We start from the raw sequence: 19,513 nt of genomic DNA, 5'->3' as shown, positions 1-19,513 counted from the left end.
GATAAGTTGGTAACTTTAGTCATGATGTTTTATGTTTAGTCACTTCAAACATCGTCAAATTGGAGGAGGGTAACCTCTTCCAATTGTACTTTTCTTAGATAGTACGCCTCTAACCCATTTTTAGTCGTTTACTAGTAATTTTTAAACATACCAAATTGATTTAGTCTATAACTTCCTTCTACTGGTCGTATGATAGAAGGTCTGAAAAGCTTGATAACATCCCAGAAAAAAAGCCATTTGGCTGACCGCTGGTCGCTGTGCGCTCATTAAACAGCTCCATCAGATCACCCTCGATCGAAGGCAACAAATCCGGATGGCAAAACCAACGAAAGAAGGACATTATGTACTTTGGAGGGTTATTCATCTCTGAGGGAATCTGCTGGATTGGCAGAAGCAGCTTTAAAGGTGATCAATGAAATTGATCCAACAGCGAGTGCTAAAATAATGCCTCCTGCCAGCAGAAACACTTGAGGTCCCAAGGATATACGGGAAGCAAAGCCTTCAAGGTATTGTGACATGAGTTGATACATGAGTGGCCAGGTTACTATATTGGCTATCAACAGAAGCCAGGCTGTTTCCTTGTTCAGTAGAATCAATATGCTTTCTATACTGGCACCAAAAGTTTTGCGGATTCCAATTTCTTTCACCCTAATTGTAGTATTGTGGGAAGCTAAACCAATTAACCCCAAACAGGCAATAACAATGGCAAGACCAGAAAATAGAAGAATTGTCATACCCAGTTTTTCCTCGTTTAGATATTGACGATTGTAGTGTTCGTCCAGAAAAAAGAAATCGAAAGGATCGCAAGGAAACATTTCCGCCAACAGAGCCTCTGACTTTTCTATTACCTCCATGTGACGACCCGAATAGCTAACCACGTAGTAATGAACGTAATCTGTGTCACAGTAAAAGATAAGTGGAGAAATTGGATTCCCTGATGAAAGTTGATTGAAGTTCTTTACGATTCCAATAACCTTGAGATCATACTTATCATTGAGTACCAATGTTTTGTTAAGCATCGAGTCTGGAATTTGATAACCTAAAAGTTTGACAGCTGATTCATTTAAAATAACTGAAAGGTCAATATCCGAACTCATGCTAAAAGGTCTTCCTGCAATCAATTTCATTCCAAAGGTTTTGAAAAAATTCATCCCCACGCTGATTACGTCAAAAGCCTGTCCTTCTTGATTGGCATCCCCATCTTTATTGCGAATGCCGACAGGCTCTACAACTGCTTCTCCCGGCACCTTGTTGGCGGTGGTAACACTTTTTACATACGAGTTTTTGGACATCTCATCAATGAACCTTTTGTGCTTCACTTGAAAGATTGAATCTGAATCCTCGTCAACCTGATTCGGCCCCCTGATCACCAACTTATTGTACATTTCAAAGCCAGAATCCTTAGCCCGCATAAATTCGAGTTGCCTATAAATACTAATTGATCCAATGATCAAGGCAATGGATACTGAAAACTGAAAAACAACCAAGCCCCGAAGCAACCAGCTTTTAGAACCTTTAGCTGTCACTTGAGACTTTAATCCATAGATAAGTTTGAGTTTGGCAAGTACCCAGGCAGGATAAACTCCGATGAATAAAGAAGCCACTGCAATACCAATGAAGAATTTGAAATCAACGAGAAGTCGGAGTAAAATTTCCATCGTAAACTTAAACCCAATGATGTCTTCAAGATATGGACTACCAAGAACCAGAAGTACAATTGCCATAAAAAAGGCTGTCAGATGAATAAACAGGGATTCCATCACGAATAGTCCCATTAGTTGTAGCTGGTGTGCCCCTAAAGTCTTTCTAATTTCCACCTCTGCCGAACGCCTAAAGGATCGCACTGTGGCCATGTTGATATAATTGATCCAAGCAATGGCCAAAATGAACCAGCCCACCAGCGAAATAATTTGTATTATAGATGAATTAACATTCTCAGCATTGTCGATTTCGCTCTCTAGGTTCTTGGTAAAATGAACTTCACTGATGGGTTGTAATGAAAAGTTTTCCTCAAAGTTTTTCGACCTATTGTATTCGCCTCGTTCGGTGACGTATAATTCATTGATTTTCTTTTCAACAACATCAACATCAGATCTGGGATTAAGCAATAAGTAGCTATAGAATTCATGGTTTGTCCAATGGTTTTCTGCCTCTCCTTCGTACCACCAATTGAGTGTTTTATAACTAATCAACAGATCGAATTGAAGGTGGGAATTTTTTGGAGGGTCTTGCAAAACAGCAGTGACAGTATAGGGCTCTCCTGCTCCATCAACGGCCAATGTCTGGCCGATTGGATTCTCCTCTCCAAAATATCTTTTAGCCGTGGATTCTGTCATCACCATTGTCCTCAATTCGCTGAGACAAGAAACCTTATCACCTTTGATTACAGAAAAAGAAAAAATGTTGAGAAAAGCAGGTTCAACAAAAAACACTCTTGATTCTCGGAATTTTTTGGCACCATTGGAGAGTGTTAAATCCCCATGTCCAGCACTATGGTAGTCATCTATGCGGGTATAGTTTTCTATCTCGGGAACATTAGCTGCGGCATAGGTAGCGAGTCTGGGTGGAGTGGTAGCAAGATATCTCCTAGCCTGGTCTTCTATGACGAACGAAGAAGTGATTCGGTAAATATTATCTTTCTTTTGATGAAAGCTATCGAAACTCTTTTCGTAGGTCACATATTGAAAAATAGCTAGGAATGAAGCTATTCCCAGAGCCAACCCAAAAGTGTTAATTACCGAATAAATGCGATCTTTTCTGATCACTCTTAGCGTTATCAGCATATTGTGCCTTATCATCCCATAATGATTCAATCGATATGTACCTTCAACAGGTCTAATGATCGACGGCCTGAAAAGCTTTACTACATCCCATACAAAAAGCCATTTGGCTGACCGCTGGTCGCTATTCGCTGTGCGCTCATTAAACAGCTCCATCAGATCACCCTCGATGTATTTCACCAAATCCGGATGGCAGAACCAGCGGAAGAAGGACATTATGTACTTTGGAGGGTTATTCATTGCGTAGAGTTTTAGCTGGATTTATAAGGGACACTTTGAGAGAATGAAAACCAATGGTCAGGATTGATATGGCTACAACCAACAACGAAGGAATGATCAACTCCCAAGAATTGATCGATATTCTGTTGCTATAATGATCCAGCCAGGAGTCCATCAAAAGATAAGCTATTGGGATTCCGATGACAACAGATACAAGCATTTGTCCAAGGTGTTTCTTGATGAAAAAGAAGATTACCTGAACGATAGAAGCTCCGAATACTTTTCGGATGCCTACTTCCTTTTGTTTTTTCTGTGCCATAAATAAGGATAATCCAAACAGACCCAAACACGCAATAAAAACAGAAATTCCAGTGAAAACACCGAACAATTCCCTAAACCTGATGTCACTTTGGTATTGTGTATTGAACCGCTCATCCAAAAAGAAATAGTCAAATGCTTGATCAGAATAAACCTCATTCCATACATTTTCTATCATTGCAATGGATTGTTGTAGTTCTCCTATGTTGGAGTAATTAGCAGAATCAATTTTAATAGAAATATGGCCTCTGAATTGATTGAATTCAAAAACCATAGGCTGCATTTTTTCCTTCACTGACCTTTGGTGAAAGTCATCAACTACGCCAAGTATGGTATAAGATTGATTTGTAAACGGGTTAACTATTTTTTGATTCACTGCATCCTCCAGACTTGCATATCCCATGCCCAAGGCGGTTGATTTGTTGATGAGAATACCTCTCCTGTTGTTCCAGATACGCTCAGTAGAAAAGTCTTGCCCTGCTATTATTTTGACCCCATAAAAGTGCATAAAATCAGGGTACACACTTATGAGGTTTGTGGCAACAGTTTCTTTGCTGCCGTCTATCCTAAAATTGACCTCTTGCCCATACCCCATTCCCGGTACTTGACTAGAAGAGGTTACATTCTGTACAAAAGACAGATGAGAAATTTTATTTCTCAAAGTACTAAGTCTTACCCTTTTTTCATCCCACACACCAGAGTCTTTTGGTGATTTTAATATTAGGGTTTGATTCAAGTTGATTCCCAAATCCTTATTTCTCATGTACTTCATTTGATCGGAAATAACAAATACCCCAATAATCAAAATGACAGATATACTAAATTGTACAACCACTAAAGCCTTTCGGAACGATTCACCAGTCAATTGACCCATCACCTGTCCTTTGATAGAGCTGACAGGTTGAAGGCCAGATAGTATTGCTGCCGGATAGGCAGACGATAACAGAGCTCCAAATAAAAACAGGCCAAGAAAGATCCAATTGATAGGTGTCGAATCGGCAAAAAGAGGCAAAATACGCTGATCGGCGAATACAGAAATAAAAGGATACAACATCCAAACGAGACCAACTGAAAGTACCAATGCAGTGCAATTGATCACCATGCCTTCAAAAACAAACTGCTTTACGATTTCACTTTTTCCAGAACCCAATACTTTTCGAATTCCAGTTTCTTTGCTTCTACTCAGGGATTTGGCACTAGTCAGGTTTATGAAATTGATCCAAGTAATCAGAAGTGTAAATAATCCCACCAATGCCAGCATAATTTCAGTATCAGAAATTAGTGCTTTGCTGATTGAAACAAGCTCAATGTCAACACTACGTTGATCGGATTTTAGTTCTTCCTGATTGTTTATGTCAAATGCTAGCTTAGATGTCAGTAGTTCAGGATCGGTATTTTCATCAAGTAGGAGATAGGTAATACTGGTGGGATACTCCCAGTAGTCTTCTGGTTGAAATCCAACAGATGACTTTAAAAAATCAAATTGAAATCTGGAAAAGACAGGTACATCTTCAATAACTCCGGTGATTTGAAGTATATGTTCCTCCCCCCACGAAACCCTTGTGTTCAAAAATTTTCCCAAGGCAGATTCATCTTTGAAATATTTAGCAGCAATTGACTTTGTAATGACAACAGAGTTAGGCTGAGACAATGCCGTGGCAGGGTCTCCCGATATAAAATCAAAGGAAAAGATTTCCAGAAAATCCGGATCGACCGATTTGATATTTTCTTCATTGAATTTCAGTATCTCCCCATCTTCGTTATTTACAGTAACAAGGGTTTCCACATTATAACCATAGTGGCTTGATTTCAATACTTCGGGGTAAAGCTCTTTCGCCACCGATCCACTCTGCCAGTAGGTGTTTTTTCCATTGTCTATGGCTACTCCATTTTTTTTCTCTTCCTGATGAATCATGAATATCTGCTCCTTCTTTTCATGAAACTGATCGTACTTTAAAACAAAACCGACATATTTGGCAATAATCAGGGCTGCAGCCATGCCTATAACAAGACCGGAAATATTGATTACTGAAAATGCTTTGTTTCTGATGATGTTTCTACACGCAACTTTGAAGTAATTCTTTAACATACCGAATCGATTTAGTCTATAACTTCCTTCTACTGGCCGTATGATAGAAGGTCTAAAAAGCTTGATCACATCCCAGACAAAAAGCCATTTGGCTGACCGCTGGTCGCTATTCGCTGTGCGCTCATTAAACAGCTCCATCAGATCACCCTCGATCGAAGGCAACAAATCCGGATGGCAAAACCAGCGGAAGAAGCTGAGGGGAAATCTTGGAGGGCTGGTTTTTGTTTTCATGATTCAAGTATTCTAATTACTCTTTTAGCCTATGTCAGATAAAATTTGACTTTGTAGTAGCAGATAACATGAGAAAATAGAATCAATTCTTAACCCCTACCCTAAAGGGAGGAATTGACTCTATTTTCTTCCAGTTCGTTAGCTCTATTCACACAACATTCCTTTAACCTCTTTACTACCTCACCTAATGTCAACTGAACTTCTTCGTTTTGAAATCTTATAACCTTAATCCCAAAACCTGCTAATTCAACAGTCCTTCCTATATCATATTCCTTTTGGCTTTTTTCCTTATGAACTCCTCCATCAATCTCAATTACCAACTTCAGTTTGTGACAGTAAAAATCAGCTATAAATATATCTATTGGGTGCTGAGGCTTAAATCGCAACTTTAATATTTGATTTCCTTTCAATTCATTCCATAATATTTTTTCTGTAGCTGTCATATTTTCTCTGAGCCATTTGGCTTTTTCAAATATTGCAGGTTTCGCTCCAAAGAACATGTTCATCACTTTTTCATTTTTGTGGTACATTCATGGATGAAAATTTCTTGGTTCCCTTTAGGGCTGGGGTAAAACGAGAAATTTTCAAACCCAAATCAAAAAAAAACAACTTTCCGGATGGTAAAACCAGCGGAAGAAGCTGAGGGGAAATCTTGGAGGAGAATTTTTCATTCTAATTCATGTATTTTAGATCCCATGCCATTTTGGGAATCGACTCATAAAGCTTGTTGCGTACCTCTTTGGTTTCTTCAATGGTCTTTTTCCCCAGAGCAGTGATTTCAAAATAACGCTTGGGGCGACCACCACGCTCGCTGGTAGTTTCTCCTTCTTTGGAAGAAAGATATCCCTTGTCTTCCAGCCGTTTCAGAGCAGACTGAAGTGCTCCCACACTGACCTTCCTTTTTAGTCTTTGTTCTATATCCTTTTTAATGGACACTCCATAAGCATTGCCATAGAGTACTCCGACTGTCAGCATTACAATTTCCTCAAATTCTCCTAATTGATATTTGCCCATAGTTATTTCCTAATTGTAGTTTTGTAAATAAAGGAAGAAAATTAGTATTTTCCTAATTGTAGTATTGGAAATTTATATTGACCATCTGGCTTTACTAAACTTCAAAAGTTTAGTAAAGCTGGCGCAACATTCTGACTGGGAAGAAAAATTTGTTTGAAAAGGGATAAGTTTACATCTTCAGCTTAGAAAACCTGGACTTGTGAAGTCTTTCATCTCCACTGTTTCCTTTTTTAAACTGATTTTGCTCATTTAACAGAATGGAAAAACCTATAAATAAAGCAACACTGAATGCCGAAACTATAAAGATAGTATCCAGATTCAAACCCATTCCTTTTGATGTAAGTCCACCCATCATAAAAGAGATACCCCAAATAATTAAAACTGCTACTGGCAATGAAATAGTGGTCACCAATACCAATTCTCCTATATACTGAAAGACCAGTTGCCTTCGAGACTCAAAAATCTTTTTAAGATCTGCCTCTCTCTCTCTCATAAAAGACTTTACCATAGATAAATTTATAAAGTTGATGCAGGCAATAATCACAATACATACAGCTATTGCCAGTATGATTTTTATATAATCTGGTTGTTTAACAAACTGATAACCATTGTCTGAATATGGTTTGAGAAAAAAATCTGCATCTGTCCATTTATCTTTTGACCTTATGAAATTGGAAATTTTATCATTCAGCCGACCAACATTAGCTCCTTCATTTAATACCACAAAGGTAGAAGAAGTATAGTTGCTCCAATTCAAGAGCCATTGATTCTTCTCCAGGTAATTTTCATAAGAAAACAATAAGTCTATCGGAACGGAAGGACTAGTAGGAGTGGAGAAAAAAACGCCCGAAATTGTATATTGACCACTTAACTGTTCATCTTTCCATTGCACCGTTTTTCCTAAGACATCTTCTGTAGAATTGAACAATTTCAAGGCTAGTTTTTCCGATATAAAAACTGAGTTCTTCTCAAAAATTACTGCATTTTGGAGCAGGTCATAGGGGAATACATCAAAAAAATCATCACTGACATAATGTGGTGCAACCAAAATACCATTATCTTCTCCTGTGGTAGAAACAACCCCCCGACCCCACGAGTTGTTCAAACTTGGCTCTACCGTTACGGCATATTCTACCTCTGGAAATTGAGTAACCAGCGACTCAGCCAAAAGCCCTGGAGTAGAGTGGTCAATGACAATCTCATTCCCAATGAGACCACTTCTGGTTATTTGATAAAACTGACTCTCTTTTTTGGTGAGTCCTTGATAACAAAATTTGTCTTTCATCCAGGTATAAGTCAATACGCCGCATACCATACAAGCTGAAAGTCCAATCAAATGAATGCAGAATAAATACCTATTTTGCTTGATTTGACGATAAGCCTGAAAAAAATTGAATCGCAACATATTACTCATGAATTTATTTATAGACAACTGGTAAGGGTTAAAAGTTGCACGAAATCCTATTCATTCAATAAATATGCCATGTGGGATTTTAGACTCAATTGTTAATTTTTATTTATTGATTGTTCAATAATGAACTCTTTTTGTACGAATATGTGCATCCTCATATCTTTCAATAAAGCAGAAAGTATCTACTAAATTGGTACGCCTGAAATTCTATAGTTTTAGTGAATCCTTAACCATTGCTCAAAAATCTCCGTAGATGTTGAGATCAAACCTCTCTCGCTTTATGAAAAACTACTACTCTCTGCACTCTTTGATCGGTTGGTGCCTTTTTATTATTGCCCTTATTGTTTACACACTCACCCTCGAACCCACTGTTTCCTTCTGGGATAGTGGTGAGTTTATAGCATCATCTTATAAGCTTCAAATCCCTCATCCCCCTGGTGCCCCGTTGTTTCTATTGATCGCCAGGATGTTTTCATTGCTTGCTCTGGGAAACCTCGAAAGCATTGGATTTTGGGTGAATATGGTCAGTGCTGTAAGTAGTGCTGCAACCGTTACGTTTCTATATTGGATAATAGTAATGTTAGGCCGTAAGACTATTTATTCAAAAAATGAAGCATTACTTAGCACAGCAGGTATCATTGGCTCCCTGTCATTTGCCTTTTCAGATTCATTCTGGTTTTCTGCTTCCGAAACTGAAGTATATGCTTTATCCACTTTTTTCATTTCAATAGTAGTATGGGCTATTTTGAAAATGGATAACGAAACTGATTTGAAAATTGAATCAAAATGGATTTTGCTCATAGCATATTTAATGGGTTTGTCCATTGGAGTACATCCCATGAGTTTGCTTGCTATTCCTACTTTGGTTTACACTATGTACTTCAAAAGAAAACCTTTTTCAATAAAAGGATTAGCCATCTCTTCCTGTATAGGACTCGGTTTGACCCTTTTCATGATGTATGGATTTAGACTCGGACTAATTGGTATGATCAAGAAATTTGAACTTTTGTTTATCAATGGATTTGGCCTTCCATTCTATACAGGATTTGTATTTTTCACAATAGCTTTTACACTGATCATAGGTTACGGAATAGTTTATTCGGTCAAAAGAAACAACCATAGTTTAAATGTGGCTCTGTTATCAATTTGTTTTGTTGTAATCGGATATTCCAGCTATACCACTATAGTGATACGGTCTGTTTACAATCCACCTATAGACCAAAACAACCCAGAAGATATTCCCAATCTAATCAACTATCTTGACATGCTCCAATATGGAACGAGACCTCTGGTATATGGCGAAAACTTTACTTCTAAAATAGTTGACTACAAACAAGGAGCTCCTATTTATAGAAAAACCAAAGATAAATATGAAGTGGCAGATCATGTGCTGGAGTACAAATACAACCCCTCAGACTTAGGATTTTTCCCAAGGATGTATAGCCAGTCTGCACACCATATTGAAGGATATCAGCAATGGACAGGATTGAAAAAAGGACAATCTCCAACCTTTATAGACAATATGAAATTCCTAATGGCCTATCAGGTTGGACACATGTATCTGAGGTATTTCTTCTGGAATTTTGTTGGACGAGAAGGAGATTTTCAAGATGCAGGATGGCTCTCTTTTTGGGAAGATGCTTCTATTCTTCCCAAAAGCCTAACCAAGAACAAAGCCCTCAACAATTTTCTATTTCTACCACTTCTATTGGGTATACTGGGATTTTTTTATCACTATAAAAACAACTTTAAATCGTTCACAGGTGTCTTTGCTTTATTTATAATTACCGGATTGGGTCTGGTCATTTATCTTAATTCTCCTGCACCAGAACCCAGAGAAAGAGACTATATTTTCATTGGCTCATTTTATGCGTTTAGTATCTGGGTCGGCTTGGGAGTTCTGGCTATTTTTAGTGCACTATCAAAGACACTTTCAAAAAGATATGTCCTTCCTATTACTGCTATAGTTACACTCATTGTCCCTACAATTATGATAAGCGAAGGATGGGACGATCATGACAGATCCAACAGGTTTCTTACTTCAGACATTGCCAGAAACCACCTGGCCTCATGTGCTAAAAATGCCATTTTATTTACCGGAGGAGACAATGACACTTACCCACTATGGTATGCGCAGGAAGTAGAAGGATTTAGGACTGACATTCGAGCTATCGTGCTTAGTTATTTCAATGCAGAATGGTATATCGAGCAAATGACAAGGCAAGCTTACCAATCAAAACCACTACCCTTTTCTTTGGTAAATGAAAATTTTAAACGTGGTGGGTTAAATGAATACATTCCATTTGTAGAAAGGAATAATTTAAAAAATGCATCAATTGATCTCAAACAATATCTAAAACTGATAAAGGATTCACATCCAGCCTTGCAAGTAGGAACAAAAAACGGTGAAAAAATAAATTCCCTGCCATCTAAAAAATTGACATTATCTATTGATACAGATATGATAAAAGAAAAACAAATTATTCCAGATACCATTTTACCATTCCTGACAAATCAATTAAAAATATCCGTAAAAGGTAATGCACTACATAAAAACGACCTGATGGTGTTGGATCTAATCTCCTCAAACAATTGGGAGCGCCCTGTTTACTTCACATATACAGCACTGCACAGTTTAAGTTTTGACATCAGCAATATGGTTGTACAAGAGGGCTTTACATACAGGTTACTTCCCATTCAGAATCCCAATCCTGAACAAATACTTGTGAATTCTGACGCAATGTATGAAAACCTTATCACAAATTTTCAATGGAGAGAAACTACAAACCCAAATGTATATTTCAGTGACTTTCACAAAAACATGATGACACATACCCGGTCAAATTACAATCAACTGGCTACTACGCTTATTGAAGAAGGTGAGCTTGAAAAAGCCAAAAAAACGCTTTACAGTAGCCTGGAAACCGTACCTGATGATACCATTCCATACGATGTGGCTTCTATTAATACAGCCAGGCTCCTTACTCAGGTCGGTGAAAAGGAAAAAAGCCTATCCATCACCAAAACTATGGTCGATCGTGTAGATGAAGAATTGAAGTACTACACAGAGCACAAAAAAAATGACCTGCCCAACATGCAAAGAAATTTCACTCTATTGAACATGCTGTCTCAGGTAATCAGGGAGTCAGGTTATCTGGATGAAGCAAGTAAAGCTGAGAATAAATTGAAAGTTTATTACGACAGGATAAATGAAATTTAGAAATTACTTCACCAACCTCTGATCTAAAATCAATGGGCGGACATCCACTACTTTTATTTCATGAAAATCCTTGTGCAAAGGATTGAGAAGGTAATTATGTTCTGTTGGGATAATGGCACTTGGTACTTTCAGGCATAATCCACCATTTTTAAAAAAATCTGTACCAAAAACAACACTTCCTGAAGTGTAAGGAAATGCATTCCAGCCTTCCGGAAGTTGTTGAGCTAATGTGATTTCTAAACCCTCTGCAAAATCAATTTCTATACAATACAAATTCACACCAAGCTGGCTGGAATTTATATTGGCAATAATTTCCAAAGCAGCTAAGGAAAGGCTTTCAGAAGTATAAAGCATTCGAATGCCCCTCCTATTCCACCTACCACCATACAACATGGCACCTGTTCCAGAGAGGTCATTTGCATACGCCTTGGTAGTAATCCTGTGTAAAATCATCAGGAATAAACCCCATGCTCAATTCTACCAAGCAAATCTCTTACTATAGAAATTCCAGTATCATTATTCATCAAACTGACAGGCTTCTTGCCACCCAATGCTATAAGTGAAGTATGGAGCCATGCTTGAAATGATGCAGCATCTTCAAAAACATCCGTACCATATTGAAACAACGTTCCAATTTGTAACACCCTGTCACTAACCTGTGGACTCAACAACTCCTGATCCTTCACCTTTTCTATGGTTCTTTTACTTACAGGAAGCAAAGAAGAAAACTCAGTAAGATTCATCCCGGTCATAGCAGCAATTGACAGAAAATCTGCTTTGGTAATACCATCATTGGCTTTATGATATCGAACGGCCGGTTCGTTAACTATAGAATCAAATTCATCCATGTCAAAATACTCTTTAAAATTGCGTATAATTTCGCATAAAATTACGAAATATTTCTCGTTATTAAAAATATAACTTCCAAAAGTATTTCAAACCAGACATGCCAAATAAAAAAGTTAATCAACCATTTTCAATACCAAGGCAGTTCTGCTTGTCATATAAACTCTAAGTTTGTGAGACCTATCTTCAGCTTGTCTGGTAACATAAAATACCTCTGGATCTATTCTGCCATGTCCACCATACTTGCGATCATCCGAAATCAGAATTGCTTCATATTTCCCTGGCTTAGGTACAGAAAATTCGTAATTGGGAATAGAACTATCCACATGAAAATTGAATAGAAAAAGCAAATTATTCCGTTCGAATACAATGACATTATTCTCTGTGTCCATATTCAATTGTTGGGCAGGCAAAGCACTCAGAATATGGTTTTGAGACAATATTTTGACCATAGATCCTTCAAAATCATTCAGGAATTTATACTTCAACCCTTTATTGTCAGCAAGGCTCCATTGTCTTCTCGCATATTTATAGCTCCAGTGGTTTCCTAAACGAGGAAAATCAATCCACTCCGGATGTCCAAATTCGTTTCCGATAAAGTTTAAGTACCCTTCACCTCCCAGAGAAGCTGTTAGCAATTTTATCATTTTCAATAGAGCAATTCCCCGCTCTATCACCATATTGTCATCATCAGCTGACATGTGCCAGTACATTTCTTTGTCCATCAGCCAAAAAGCCAATGTCTTATCTCCTACCAGCGCCTGATCATGTGACTCGGCATAAGCTATGGTTTTTTCCTTGTATCTTCTATTAGACAAAACTCCCCAGATTTGGTAAATGTCCCAGTCTTCATCTCTGGTGTGTTTAAGTAATTTTATCCAATAATCCGGAATACCCATACCCAATCGATAGTCGAAACCAACACCTCCATCTGTTACTTTCCGGCTAATCCCAGGCATACCACTCATGTCTTCAGCAATAGAAATAGCACCCGGTTTGATTTCATGGATTAAAGTATTTGCCAATTGTAAAAAACAAATAGCATCCCAATCCACCTGATCTTTAAAATATTTATCATAATGATCGAAAGATACATGGTCTCCGTGATGCTCGTACAACATCGAAGTAACTCCATCGAATCTAAATCCATCGAAGTGAAACTCCTCCAGCCAATACCTTACATTTGTCAGCAAAAACTGCAAAACTTCTGTTTTTCCATAATTGAACAACTTAGAATCCCACCCTGTATGGTATCCTTTTCCTCCGCCATGAAAATACTGATGACCAGAGCCATCAAATTCATTCAACCCTTCCGCCATATTTTTTACAGAATGTGAATAAACAGCATCCATGATCACTGCTATACCCATTTCGTGAGCTGTATTGATCAGTTGTTTTAAATCTTCCGGTGTGCCAAATCTGGATGAAGGTGCAAAATAGTTGGAAACATGATAACCAAATGAACCATAATACGGATGCTCTTTAATGGCCATTAACTGTATGCAGTTGAAGCCTAGCTTTTTTATTCTGGGCAGAATATTTTCAGCAAACTCTAAATAGGTACCGATACCTTCCTTTTCCTGAGCCATTCCAACATGACACTCATATATAATCGGTTCCTTTATCTTATTGACATCAAAGTCATTATCAGTCCATTTAAATTCTTTAGAAGAATTCCATATTTGGCCACTGAAATCATAAGTTTCAGGATCCTGAACTGTACGTTTAATATATGCCGGAATCCTGTCTCTGGATTCTCCATTGGCATTCACTATCACTTTAACTTTAGACTCGTGTTTTAATCTGTCTTGCTTAGGGTCTTTTAAAAACAATTCCCATACTCCATTGTCCAACTTTTTTAGGGGAATGCCTTCCTCCCATTTGTTGAAATCACCAAACAAATACAATCCATCTGCAGCAGGAGCCCACTCTCTATACCACCAACCTCCTTTTTCTTCATCAAAATTGAAGCCTAAATAGGAATCGGCGGAAGCAAACTCCTTGAGAGAAGAAAAGTCCTTTTTAATAGACTTTAATTTATCAGTAAAATAATTGAAACGTTGATTTATATCATGCTCATAAGGCTCTAACCATGGGTCGTCCTTAACCAGTCCTAACATTTTTCCCATATTTCAACAACCAGTTTAGTTCAATAAAAAGTAATATACAAAGTGAAATATTTAGAATGAAATCCCTGAGAAGGAATAAATATCAGACTAAAAATATGTCAGCAAAAACCTGGTAATAGAGGATATCAAAGAATACTAAATAAACTAGCTCTTTCTGAAAAAAGAATCAACAAATTCATACTTGTTAAAAACCTGAAGATCATCTATTTTCTCCCCAACACCTATATACTTAACAGGTATTTTAAATTGGTCTGAGATACCAATTACAACTCCACCCTTTGCGGTACCATCCAGCTTAGTGATGGCCAAAGCAGATACTTCAGTGGCTTTGGTAAACTCTTGAGCCTGAATAGATGCATTTTGACCAGTACTTCCATCCAATACCAGCAATACGTCATGTGGCGCATCGGCTATGAACTTTTTGATCACGTTTTTGATCTTGGTCAGTTCATTCATCAGGTTCACTTTGGTGTGTAATCTTCCGGCGGTATCAATGATCACTACATCGGCATTGGTTTCAACAGCTTGTTTCACCGCATCGAATGCGACAGAAGCCGGATCAGTATTCATTCCGTGCGATACAACAGGCACACCTACACGCTCACCCCAAAGTTTCAGCTGATCTACTGCTGCTGCACGAAAAGTATCCGCAGCACCAAGTACTACAGATTTTCCTTTCTTTTTGTATTGAGCAGCCAGCTTGCCTATGGTCGTAGTTTTTCCTACTCCATTGACACCTACTACTAAAATGATATAAGGCTTTTTTCCTTCAGGGATAATAAAATCTTCCAAATCGGAAGTATTGTTTTCTTCCAGTAAAGCCGCTATTTCGTCTCTCAATATTTGGTTCAATTCCGATGTTCCCAGGTATTTATCTTTGGCTACCCTTGCCTCAATTCGCTCAATTATCTTTACGGTAGTATCTACACCTACATCCGAGGTAATCAAAACCTCTTCCAATTCATCGAGTACAGTATCATCTACTGTCGATCGACCAGCAACAGCTTTTCCTAATTTAGAAAAAAAGTTGTCTTTAGATTTTTCCAAACCTTTATCAAGGGACTCCTTTTTACCCTTTGAGAAAACATTAAATAAACCCATGATCGTAAAGTAATTTAAAAACAAAAAAAGTCCCGATACTGGGACTTTTTAAAATCTTAATATTTTCATAAAGACTTATTTAGAAGACAAAACTTCTTTTACTCTATCTTCAGTTACCATCTCTTCTTTGAAAGTATAAGCACCTGTTTTTTCAGATCTTACAGCTCTTATCACTTTGGCGTATTTCACACCACCTTTTTGTTTTAGCGTTGCAACAACTTTCTTAGCCATGACTTATTTAATTTCCTTGTGAACAGTATATTTCTTTAAAATTGGATTGTATTTTTTCAATTCCAACCTATCAGGTGTGTTTTTCCTGTTTTTGGTACTAATATACCTTGAAGTGCCGGGCTTACCAGTAGTCTTGTGCTCTGTGCACTCCAGTATTACTTGTACCCTATTTCCTTTTTTTGCCATCTTATTCTGTGATAATTAATTATACAAGAACGTTTCCGTTTTGCCTAGCTTTTTTCAATACTGCATCAATACCATTTTTATTGATGGTTCTCAATGCTGTAGAAGAAACTTTCAAAGTAACCCATTTGTCTTCTTCCGGAAGATAAAATCTCTTCTTGAAAAGATTAGGATAAAATTTCCTTTTCGTCTTATTATGTGCGTGGGAAACATTGTTTCCAGATCTTGGTCTCTTTCCTGTTATTTGGCAAACTCTTGACATCTCTTTTAACCTTTATTTAGTCCCTTTTTAAGGGGATTTTGAAAATCGGAGTGCAAATATCGCCAATATTATTTTAATTACAAATATTGAGTTAAGAATAAACAACTATTCTTTCAAAGAATTTCTAAAACGATTATTCTCCTCTTCTTTTCAAAAAAATACAATTGGTTAAACTCATTTGAAACGGTACAAACTTGGTCTTCATTATTCATTTCCAAATTCTATCCAATCCAACTGCAACAACTGTTTATCTACATCTTTGTTTTCAAAATAAATAAATAGGTCATGCACCCCATTTGTAGGTTTTATTGATGATGAAATTTGATGATAGCTCTTATTATCTTTTTCCTGACCTGGTATCTCAACTTCGCTTATAATTGATCCCTTAGGACTATCAATTCTCAAAGATGTTTTTGTGCCATTTTCCATGGCTCTCACATTGTAAGTAACTGCTTTTAATCCTTCCAAATCAATTCCTCTAAACATAATATAAGAGCCTGACTTCACTCCTTGAATATAGCTAAATGCCCCTCCTCTGGGGCGAACTCTTGCCACATTGTTAAAATCGTCATAATCTTCAGCCTGGAGTCTTGGGTTTCTTATGATAAGATTTTTTTGTTTAGTTAATGATGGCATGCCGTTAGCACCCTTGTCTTTGTACTTGACCGTCAATATATAGCTTGCCTGATCATTGTCTAATGAATGTTTATCAAAAGACAACTCTCCAGATGTGGAAGCAAGGCCTGAAGAAGAATTAGTATCTTCGTCAAGAGATAATATAAACTTCACCATTTCCTGTGTTTCGGTCAAACTGTGCTGAGGATGAGCAGCCATCAAACTGTGTCCCCAGACTCCATTACCTCCATCTATTACTTTCTGCCCTAATTTTTTAATGGTTTCAGTGCCAGACGTATATCGCTCGGCTATGGCGGTGTAACTTGGCCCAATAGAGGTTTTATTCACATCATGGCATGATTTACAATCACTTTCCCTGATCATAACCTCTCCTTTTGCAAAAGGGTTAAAGGCAATATTTTTTTCACCCAAAACCGCCAAATCTTTACCTTGAGGGATGTAATGAAATTGGATTGTAACATCCTGATTACTAATGGTTCCTTTAGACAAGCTGCCATCTTCCTTATCTGACACCTCTACATTGTATTTGACAGAATTGTGCCCAAAGTAGAAAGACTGATTGCCTTCAAAGGCAATCTCAATTTCCGGTGGTGCATTGCCAACGGTTACTGTCTTCTCTACTACTGATGTAGCCCCATCCTGATCTTTTACAATCAATTTGGGGTGATAAATCCCAGGTTTGTCAAAAGTAAAAGCGACCCGATCGCCATTAGCTTTATTGTCATCCGGAAATTCCCATTCAAACTCCAAAAGATCGTTTTCATCATAATCATAAGAAGCAAGTGCTGAAAAATTAACAGTCAATGGAGCTGCTCCTACTGATTTGTCCATTTCAAACACAGCTATTGGATTTCGGTTGCCTTCAGCAAATTCTATTCTTGACAACCTGGCATCTTCATTATTGGTAAAGTAGTTGGAACCATATTCTAGCATATACATTGCCCCATCATACCCAAATTCAATATCGATCGGCTTTACAATTTTAAAATCCGGCAAGAAAGGTTCTATGTCATAAACATCACCATTGTCATCAAAGGTCACAACACTCACCCAGCTTCTCGACCACTCATAAATAAACCATTTACCATCATAGTAGGAAGGAAAATTTTTACCTGAATAGGCGTACATATCAGAATAATAAACAGGACCTCCCATGGCACTTCTTGAACCCTTTCCTAACACAGGCCAGATTTCTGAAGTGGAATATGGATAGAAAATCATTGCCGGTTGTGCCGGAGGCAGTTCTCTTGATCCCGTATTGTTTGGTGAGTCATTTATAGGTTGCTCAGGATTAAAAAACTGGCCAGGAGTATCTGTAACAAAGTCCCAATCCGGATAAGCTATATTATTAGCCTGAAAATAGGGCCAACCATAATTACCCGCTTCCTTAGCCCGATTGAATTCATCATAACTCTGCGATCCCTGAATACCATCTTTGCCCGAGTCAGGCCCTACATCACCCCAATAAACATGGTTGCGTTTGCCATCTATTGAAATCCTAAATGGATTTCTGGCTCCCATTACAAATATCTCCGGCCTTCCCTTGGAACCATCCTTTGGAAATAAGTTGCCATCAGGAATATCGTAGCTTCCATCTTTATTTACTTTGATTCTCAAAATTTTTCCGCGTAGGTCATTGGTATTGCCCGAAGATTTCTGAGCGTCAAACGGCCCACGCCCAGGCCTTTCATCAATTGGAGAATAGCCATTGGATTCTTTAGAACTGGTATTGTCTCCTGTGGATAGATACAGCAACCCATCAGGCCCAAACTCGACAGAACCTCCGGAGTGACAACAAGTTTCAATTTGAACTTCTACGTCAATTATCTTTCTTTCTGACTGCAAAAGCAATGAGTCATAAGAAAGGAAAAACCTGGACAGCCGCTGGATATTTGTATTCGGGACGGAATAATAGAAATACACCCAGCCATTCTTCTTGTGATCCGGATCTAAAGCAACCCCCTGCAAACCATCTTCATAGTTTCCTTCTGTTCTCACATCAAATTTTGCCAGAACCTTGGTTTTATTCTCTTTGGGCAAATAGATTTTAGCTAACCCAAGACGCTCAGTAAACACGATTCGCCCATCGTAGGTGATATCCAATTCCATCGGTTCATCAATTTTATCATCAAGCACTACCTGCACATATCTGTTGCTGGCGGGCCTCAGTAAAGTAGTCGCCCTTTCATAATCTAATGGGTTACTAGCTGCAAAAGCTGTGAACTGCTCATCTAAATCGGTGATTTTCTCATTCTCAATTTCTATTATCCGACCTCCGTCAAACTCATATTGCTCTCTATGTCCTGGCTTATAACTTCCGGTAAACTTGTCAAACCAAGGCCAGCGATACTCAGATTCTAAATCTGTGTTTATTAGTGCTATAAGTCCACCTGCCTGACAAAACCGTTCTAAATATGACTGTTGATCCTGAGTCAGTCTATGGTTTGATTTTCCAGCGAAAACTACAGTATTGTATTGCTTCAAGGTATCTTCATGCATTTGAGAAATGTCTGTAGATTTGTCAACAACTATGTCACCGGCTGCTGCGGCATTGATCTTGGCTTGAATCTGCTCTGATAAAGTAGCATCCGAGCTATAAATAAGGACTTTATTTTCTTTGAAAAAAGAGCTACATGAAGTGAAACAATAAAGGAGGATAAGAAAACAGAATAAATTACGCATCAAAAAGAATATTTTTCCCAAAAGACGTAGAAATTACTGCCATTGAGAGTTAGGAATATTAAACCAGCTTTTTTAGGAGGTGCAAAATGGAGTCAAAAAACTAAGATTCCAAAAAACTTACTAACGAATGATGACACTTACTGTCTGGTCAACTTTAGCAA

15 protein-coding genes are annotated in these 19,513 nt (G+C 37.9%); 1 reads left to right on the top strand and 14 read right to left on the bottom strand.

Annotated features, from left to right (window positions below; all coding sequences use genetic code 11):
* Positions 1-178: 178 nt before the first annotated feature.
* The 6 genes from AAOP42_RS23765 to AAOP42_RS07630 all read right to left on the bottom strand — a co-directional run bounded on the left by AAOP42_RS23765 (position 179) and on the right by AAOP42_RS07630 (position 7,936).
* The gene (locus AAOP42_RS23765) at positions 179-364 is read right to left on the bottom strand and encodes a permease prefix domain 2-containing transporter (protein WP_502947649.1); all 186 of its coding nucleotides are present in this window, start codon (positions 362-364) and stop codon (positions 179-181) included.
* A complete protein-coding gene (locus AAOP42_RS07650; protein WP_349527894.1) occupies positions 357-3,020 on the bottom strand; it encodes an ABC transporter permease in 2,664 nt (887 codons plus the stop codon). The genes AAOP42_RS23765 and AAOP42_RS07650 overlap by 8 nt, the downstream gene beginning before the upstream one ends.
* Complete coding sequence (locus AAOP42_RS07645) at positions 3,013-5,637, bottom strand: ABC transporter permease (RefSeq protein WP_349527893.1); 2,625 nt, start codon at positions 5,635-5,637, stop codon at positions 3,013-3,015. The genes AAOP42_RS07650 and AAOP42_RS07645 overlap by 8 nt, the downstream gene beginning before the upstream one ends.
* Before the next feature lie 101 nt (positions 5,638-5,738).
* Entirely contained in the window at positions 5,739-6,167 is a 429-nt protein-coding gene (locus AAOP42_RS07640) for an endonuclease domain-containing protein (RefSeq protein WP_349527892.1), read from the bottom strand.
* A 142-nt stretch (positions 6,168-6,309) separates the two neighbouring features.
* On the bottom strand, positions 6,310-6,651 hold the full coding sequence (locus AAOP42_RS07635; RefSeq protein WP_349527891.1) for a PadR family transcriptional regulator: 342 nt from the start codon (positions 6,649-6,651) through the stop codon (positions 6,310-6,312).
* A gap of 169 nt (positions 6,652-6,820) precedes the next feature.
* The gene (locus AAOP42_RS07630; protein WP_349527890.1) at positions 6,821-7,936 is read right to left on the bottom strand and encodes an ABC transporter permease; all 1,116 of its coding nucleotides are present in this window, start codon (positions 7,934-7,936) and stop codon (positions 6,821-6,823) included.
* Between the two features lie 406 nt (positions 7,937-8,342).
* On the opposite strand from AAOP42_RS07630, the gene AAOP42_RS07625 reads away from it, so the two are divergent.
* Positions 8,343-11,282 carry a glycosyltransferase family 117 protein gene (locus AAOP42_RS07625; protein ID WP_349527889.1) on the top strand — a complete coding sequence of 980 codons (2,940 nt, stop codon included), beginning with the start codon at positions 8,343-8,345 and terminating at the stop codon, positions 11,280-11,282.
* Positions 11,283-11,285: 3 nt separating this feature from the next.
* On the opposite strand, the gene AAOP42_RS07620 is transcribed toward AAOP42_RS07625, so the two are convergent.
* From AAOP42_RS07620 to AAOP42_RS07585, 8 genes are all read right to left on the bottom strand, one after another.
* On the bottom strand, positions 11,286-11,735 hold the full coding sequence (locus tag AAOP42_RS07620) for an RES family NAD+ phosphorylase (protein WP_349527888.1): 450 nt from the start codon (positions 11,733-11,735) through the stop codon (positions 11,286-11,288).
* The gene (locus tag AAOP42_RS07615; protein ID WP_349527887.1) at positions 11,735-12,130 is read right to left on the bottom strand and encodes an Xre family toxin-antitoxin system antitoxin; all 396 of its coding nucleotides are present in this window, start codon (positions 12,128-12,130) and stop codon (positions 11,735-11,737) included. Before AAOP42_RS07615 ends, AAOP42_RS07620 begins: the two co-directional genes overlap by 1 nt.
* A 114-nt stretch (positions 12,131-12,244) precedes the next feature.
* Positions 12,245-14,257 carry an alpha amylase C-terminal domain-containing protein gene (locus AAOP42_RS07610; protein WP_349527886.1) on the bottom strand — a complete coding sequence of 671 codons (2,013 nt, stop codon included), beginning with the start codon at positions 14,255-14,257 and terminating at the stop codon, positions 12,245-12,247.
* 144 nt (positions 14,258-14,401) lie between these two features.
* Entirely contained in the window at positions 14,402-15,358 is a 957-nt protein-coding gene (ftsY, locus tag AAOP42_RS07605; RefSeq protein WP_349527885.1) for a signal recognition particle-docking protein FtsY, read from the bottom strand.
* A gap of 75 nt (positions 15,359-15,433) precedes the next feature.
* Positions 15,434-15,589 carry a DUF4295 domain-containing protein gene (locus tag AAOP42_RS07600; RefSeq protein WP_349527884.1) on the bottom strand — a complete coding sequence of 52 codons (156 nt, stop codon included), beginning with the start codon at positions 15,587-15,589 and terminating at the stop codon, positions 15,434-15,436.
* Between the two features lie 3 nt (positions 15,590-15,592).
* A complete protein-coding gene (rpmG, locus tag AAOP42_RS07595; protein WP_349527883.1) occupies positions 15,593-15,775 on the bottom strand; it encodes a 50S ribosomal protein L33 in 183 nt (60 codons plus the stop codon).
* A gap of 19 nt (positions 15,776-15,794) precedes the next feature.
* The gene (rpmB, locus tag AAOP42_RS07590) at positions 15,795-16,034 is read right to left on the bottom strand and encodes a 50S ribosomal protein L28 (RefSeq protein ID WP_349527882.1); all 240 of its coding nucleotides are present in this window, start codon (positions 16,032-16,034) and stop codon (positions 15,795-15,797) included.
* Positions 16,035-16,238: 204 nt separating this feature from the next.
* On the bottom strand, positions 16,239-19,352 hold the full coding sequence (locus AAOP42_RS07585) for a PQQ-dependent sugar dehydrogenase (protein WP_349527881.1): 3,114 nt from the start codon (positions 19,350-19,352) through the stop codon (positions 16,239-16,241).
* Between the last annotated feature and the right edge of the window lie 161 nt (positions 19,353-19,513).

The sequence above is a fragment of the Reichenbachiella sp. MALMAid0571 genome, from assembly GCF_040151475.1.
In the GTDB taxonomy this organism is placed as follows: Bacteria; Bacteroidota; Bacteroidia; order Cytophagales; family Cyclobacteriaceae; genus CAXBNB01.
This window is presented reverse-complemented; position numbering and strand designations above follow the sequence as displayed.

What these genes read in the sequence shown, in the direction of transcription:
- AAOP42_RS23765 (WP_502947649.1), bottom strand. Translation starts at nt 364, where the DNA reads ATGAATAACCCTCCAAAGTACATAATGTCCTTCTTTCGTTGGTTTTGC.
- AAOP42_RS07650 (WP_349527894.1), bottom strand. Translation starts at nt 3,020, where the DNA reads ATGAATAACCCTCCAAAGTACATAATGTCCTTCTTCCGCTGGTTCTGC.
- AAOP42_RS07645 (WP_349527893.1), bottom strand. Translation starts at nt 5,637, where the DNA reads ATGAAAACAAAAACCAGCCCTCCAAGATTTCCCCTCAGCTTCTTCCGC.
- AAOP42_RS07640 (WP_349527892.1), bottom strand. Translation starts at nt 6,167, where the DNA reads ATGTACCACAAAAATGAAAAAGTGATGAACATGTTCTTTGGAGCGAAA.
- AAOP42_RS07635 (WP_349527891.1), bottom strand. Translation starts at nt 6,651, where the DNA reads ATGGGCAAATATCAATTAGGAGAATTTGAGGAAATTGTAATGCTGACA.
- AAOP42_RS07630 (WP_349527890.1), bottom strand. Translation starts at nt 7,936, where the DNA reads ATGAAAGACAAATTTTGTTATCAAGGACTCACCAAAAAAGAGAGTCAG.
- AAOP42_RS07625 (WP_349527889.1), top strand. Translation starts at nt 8,343, where the DNA reads ATGAAAAACTACTACTCTCTGCACTCTTTGATCGGTTGGTGCCTTTTT.
- AAOP42_RS07620 (WP_349527888.1), bottom strand. Translation starts at nt 11,735, where the DNA reads ATGATTTTACACAGGATTACTACCAAGGCGTATGCAAATGACCTCTCT.
- AAOP42_RS07615 (WP_349527887.1), bottom strand. Translation starts at nt 12,130, where the DNA reads ATGGATGAATTTGATTCTATAGTTAACGAACCGGCCGTTCGATATCAT.
- AAOP42_RS07610 (WP_349527886.1), bottom strand. Translation starts at nt 14,257, where the DNA reads ATGGGAAAAATGTTAGGACTGGTTAAGGACGACCCATGGTTAGAGCCT.
- ftsY (WP_349527885.1), bottom strand. Translation starts at nt 15,358, where the DNA reads ATGGGTTTATTTAATGTTTTCTCAAAGGGTAAAAAGGAGTCCCTTGAT.
- AAOP42_RS07600 (WP_349527884.1), bottom strand. Translation starts at nt 15,589, where the DNA reads ATGGCTAAGAAAGTTGTTGCAACGCTAAAACAAAAAGGTGGTGTGAAA.
- rpmG (WP_349527883.1), bottom strand. Translation starts at nt 15,775, where the DNA reads ATGGCAAAAAAAGGAAATAGGGTACAAGTAATACTGGAGTGCACAGAG.
- rpmB (WP_349527882.1), bottom strand. Translation starts at nt 16,034, where the DNA reads ATGTCAAGAGTTTGCCAAATAACAGGAAAGAGACCAAGATCTGGAAAC.
- AAOP42_RS07585 (WP_349527881.1), bottom strand. Translation starts at nt 19,352, where the DNA reads ATGCGTAATTTATTCTGTTTTCTTATCCTCCTTTATTGTTTCACTTCA.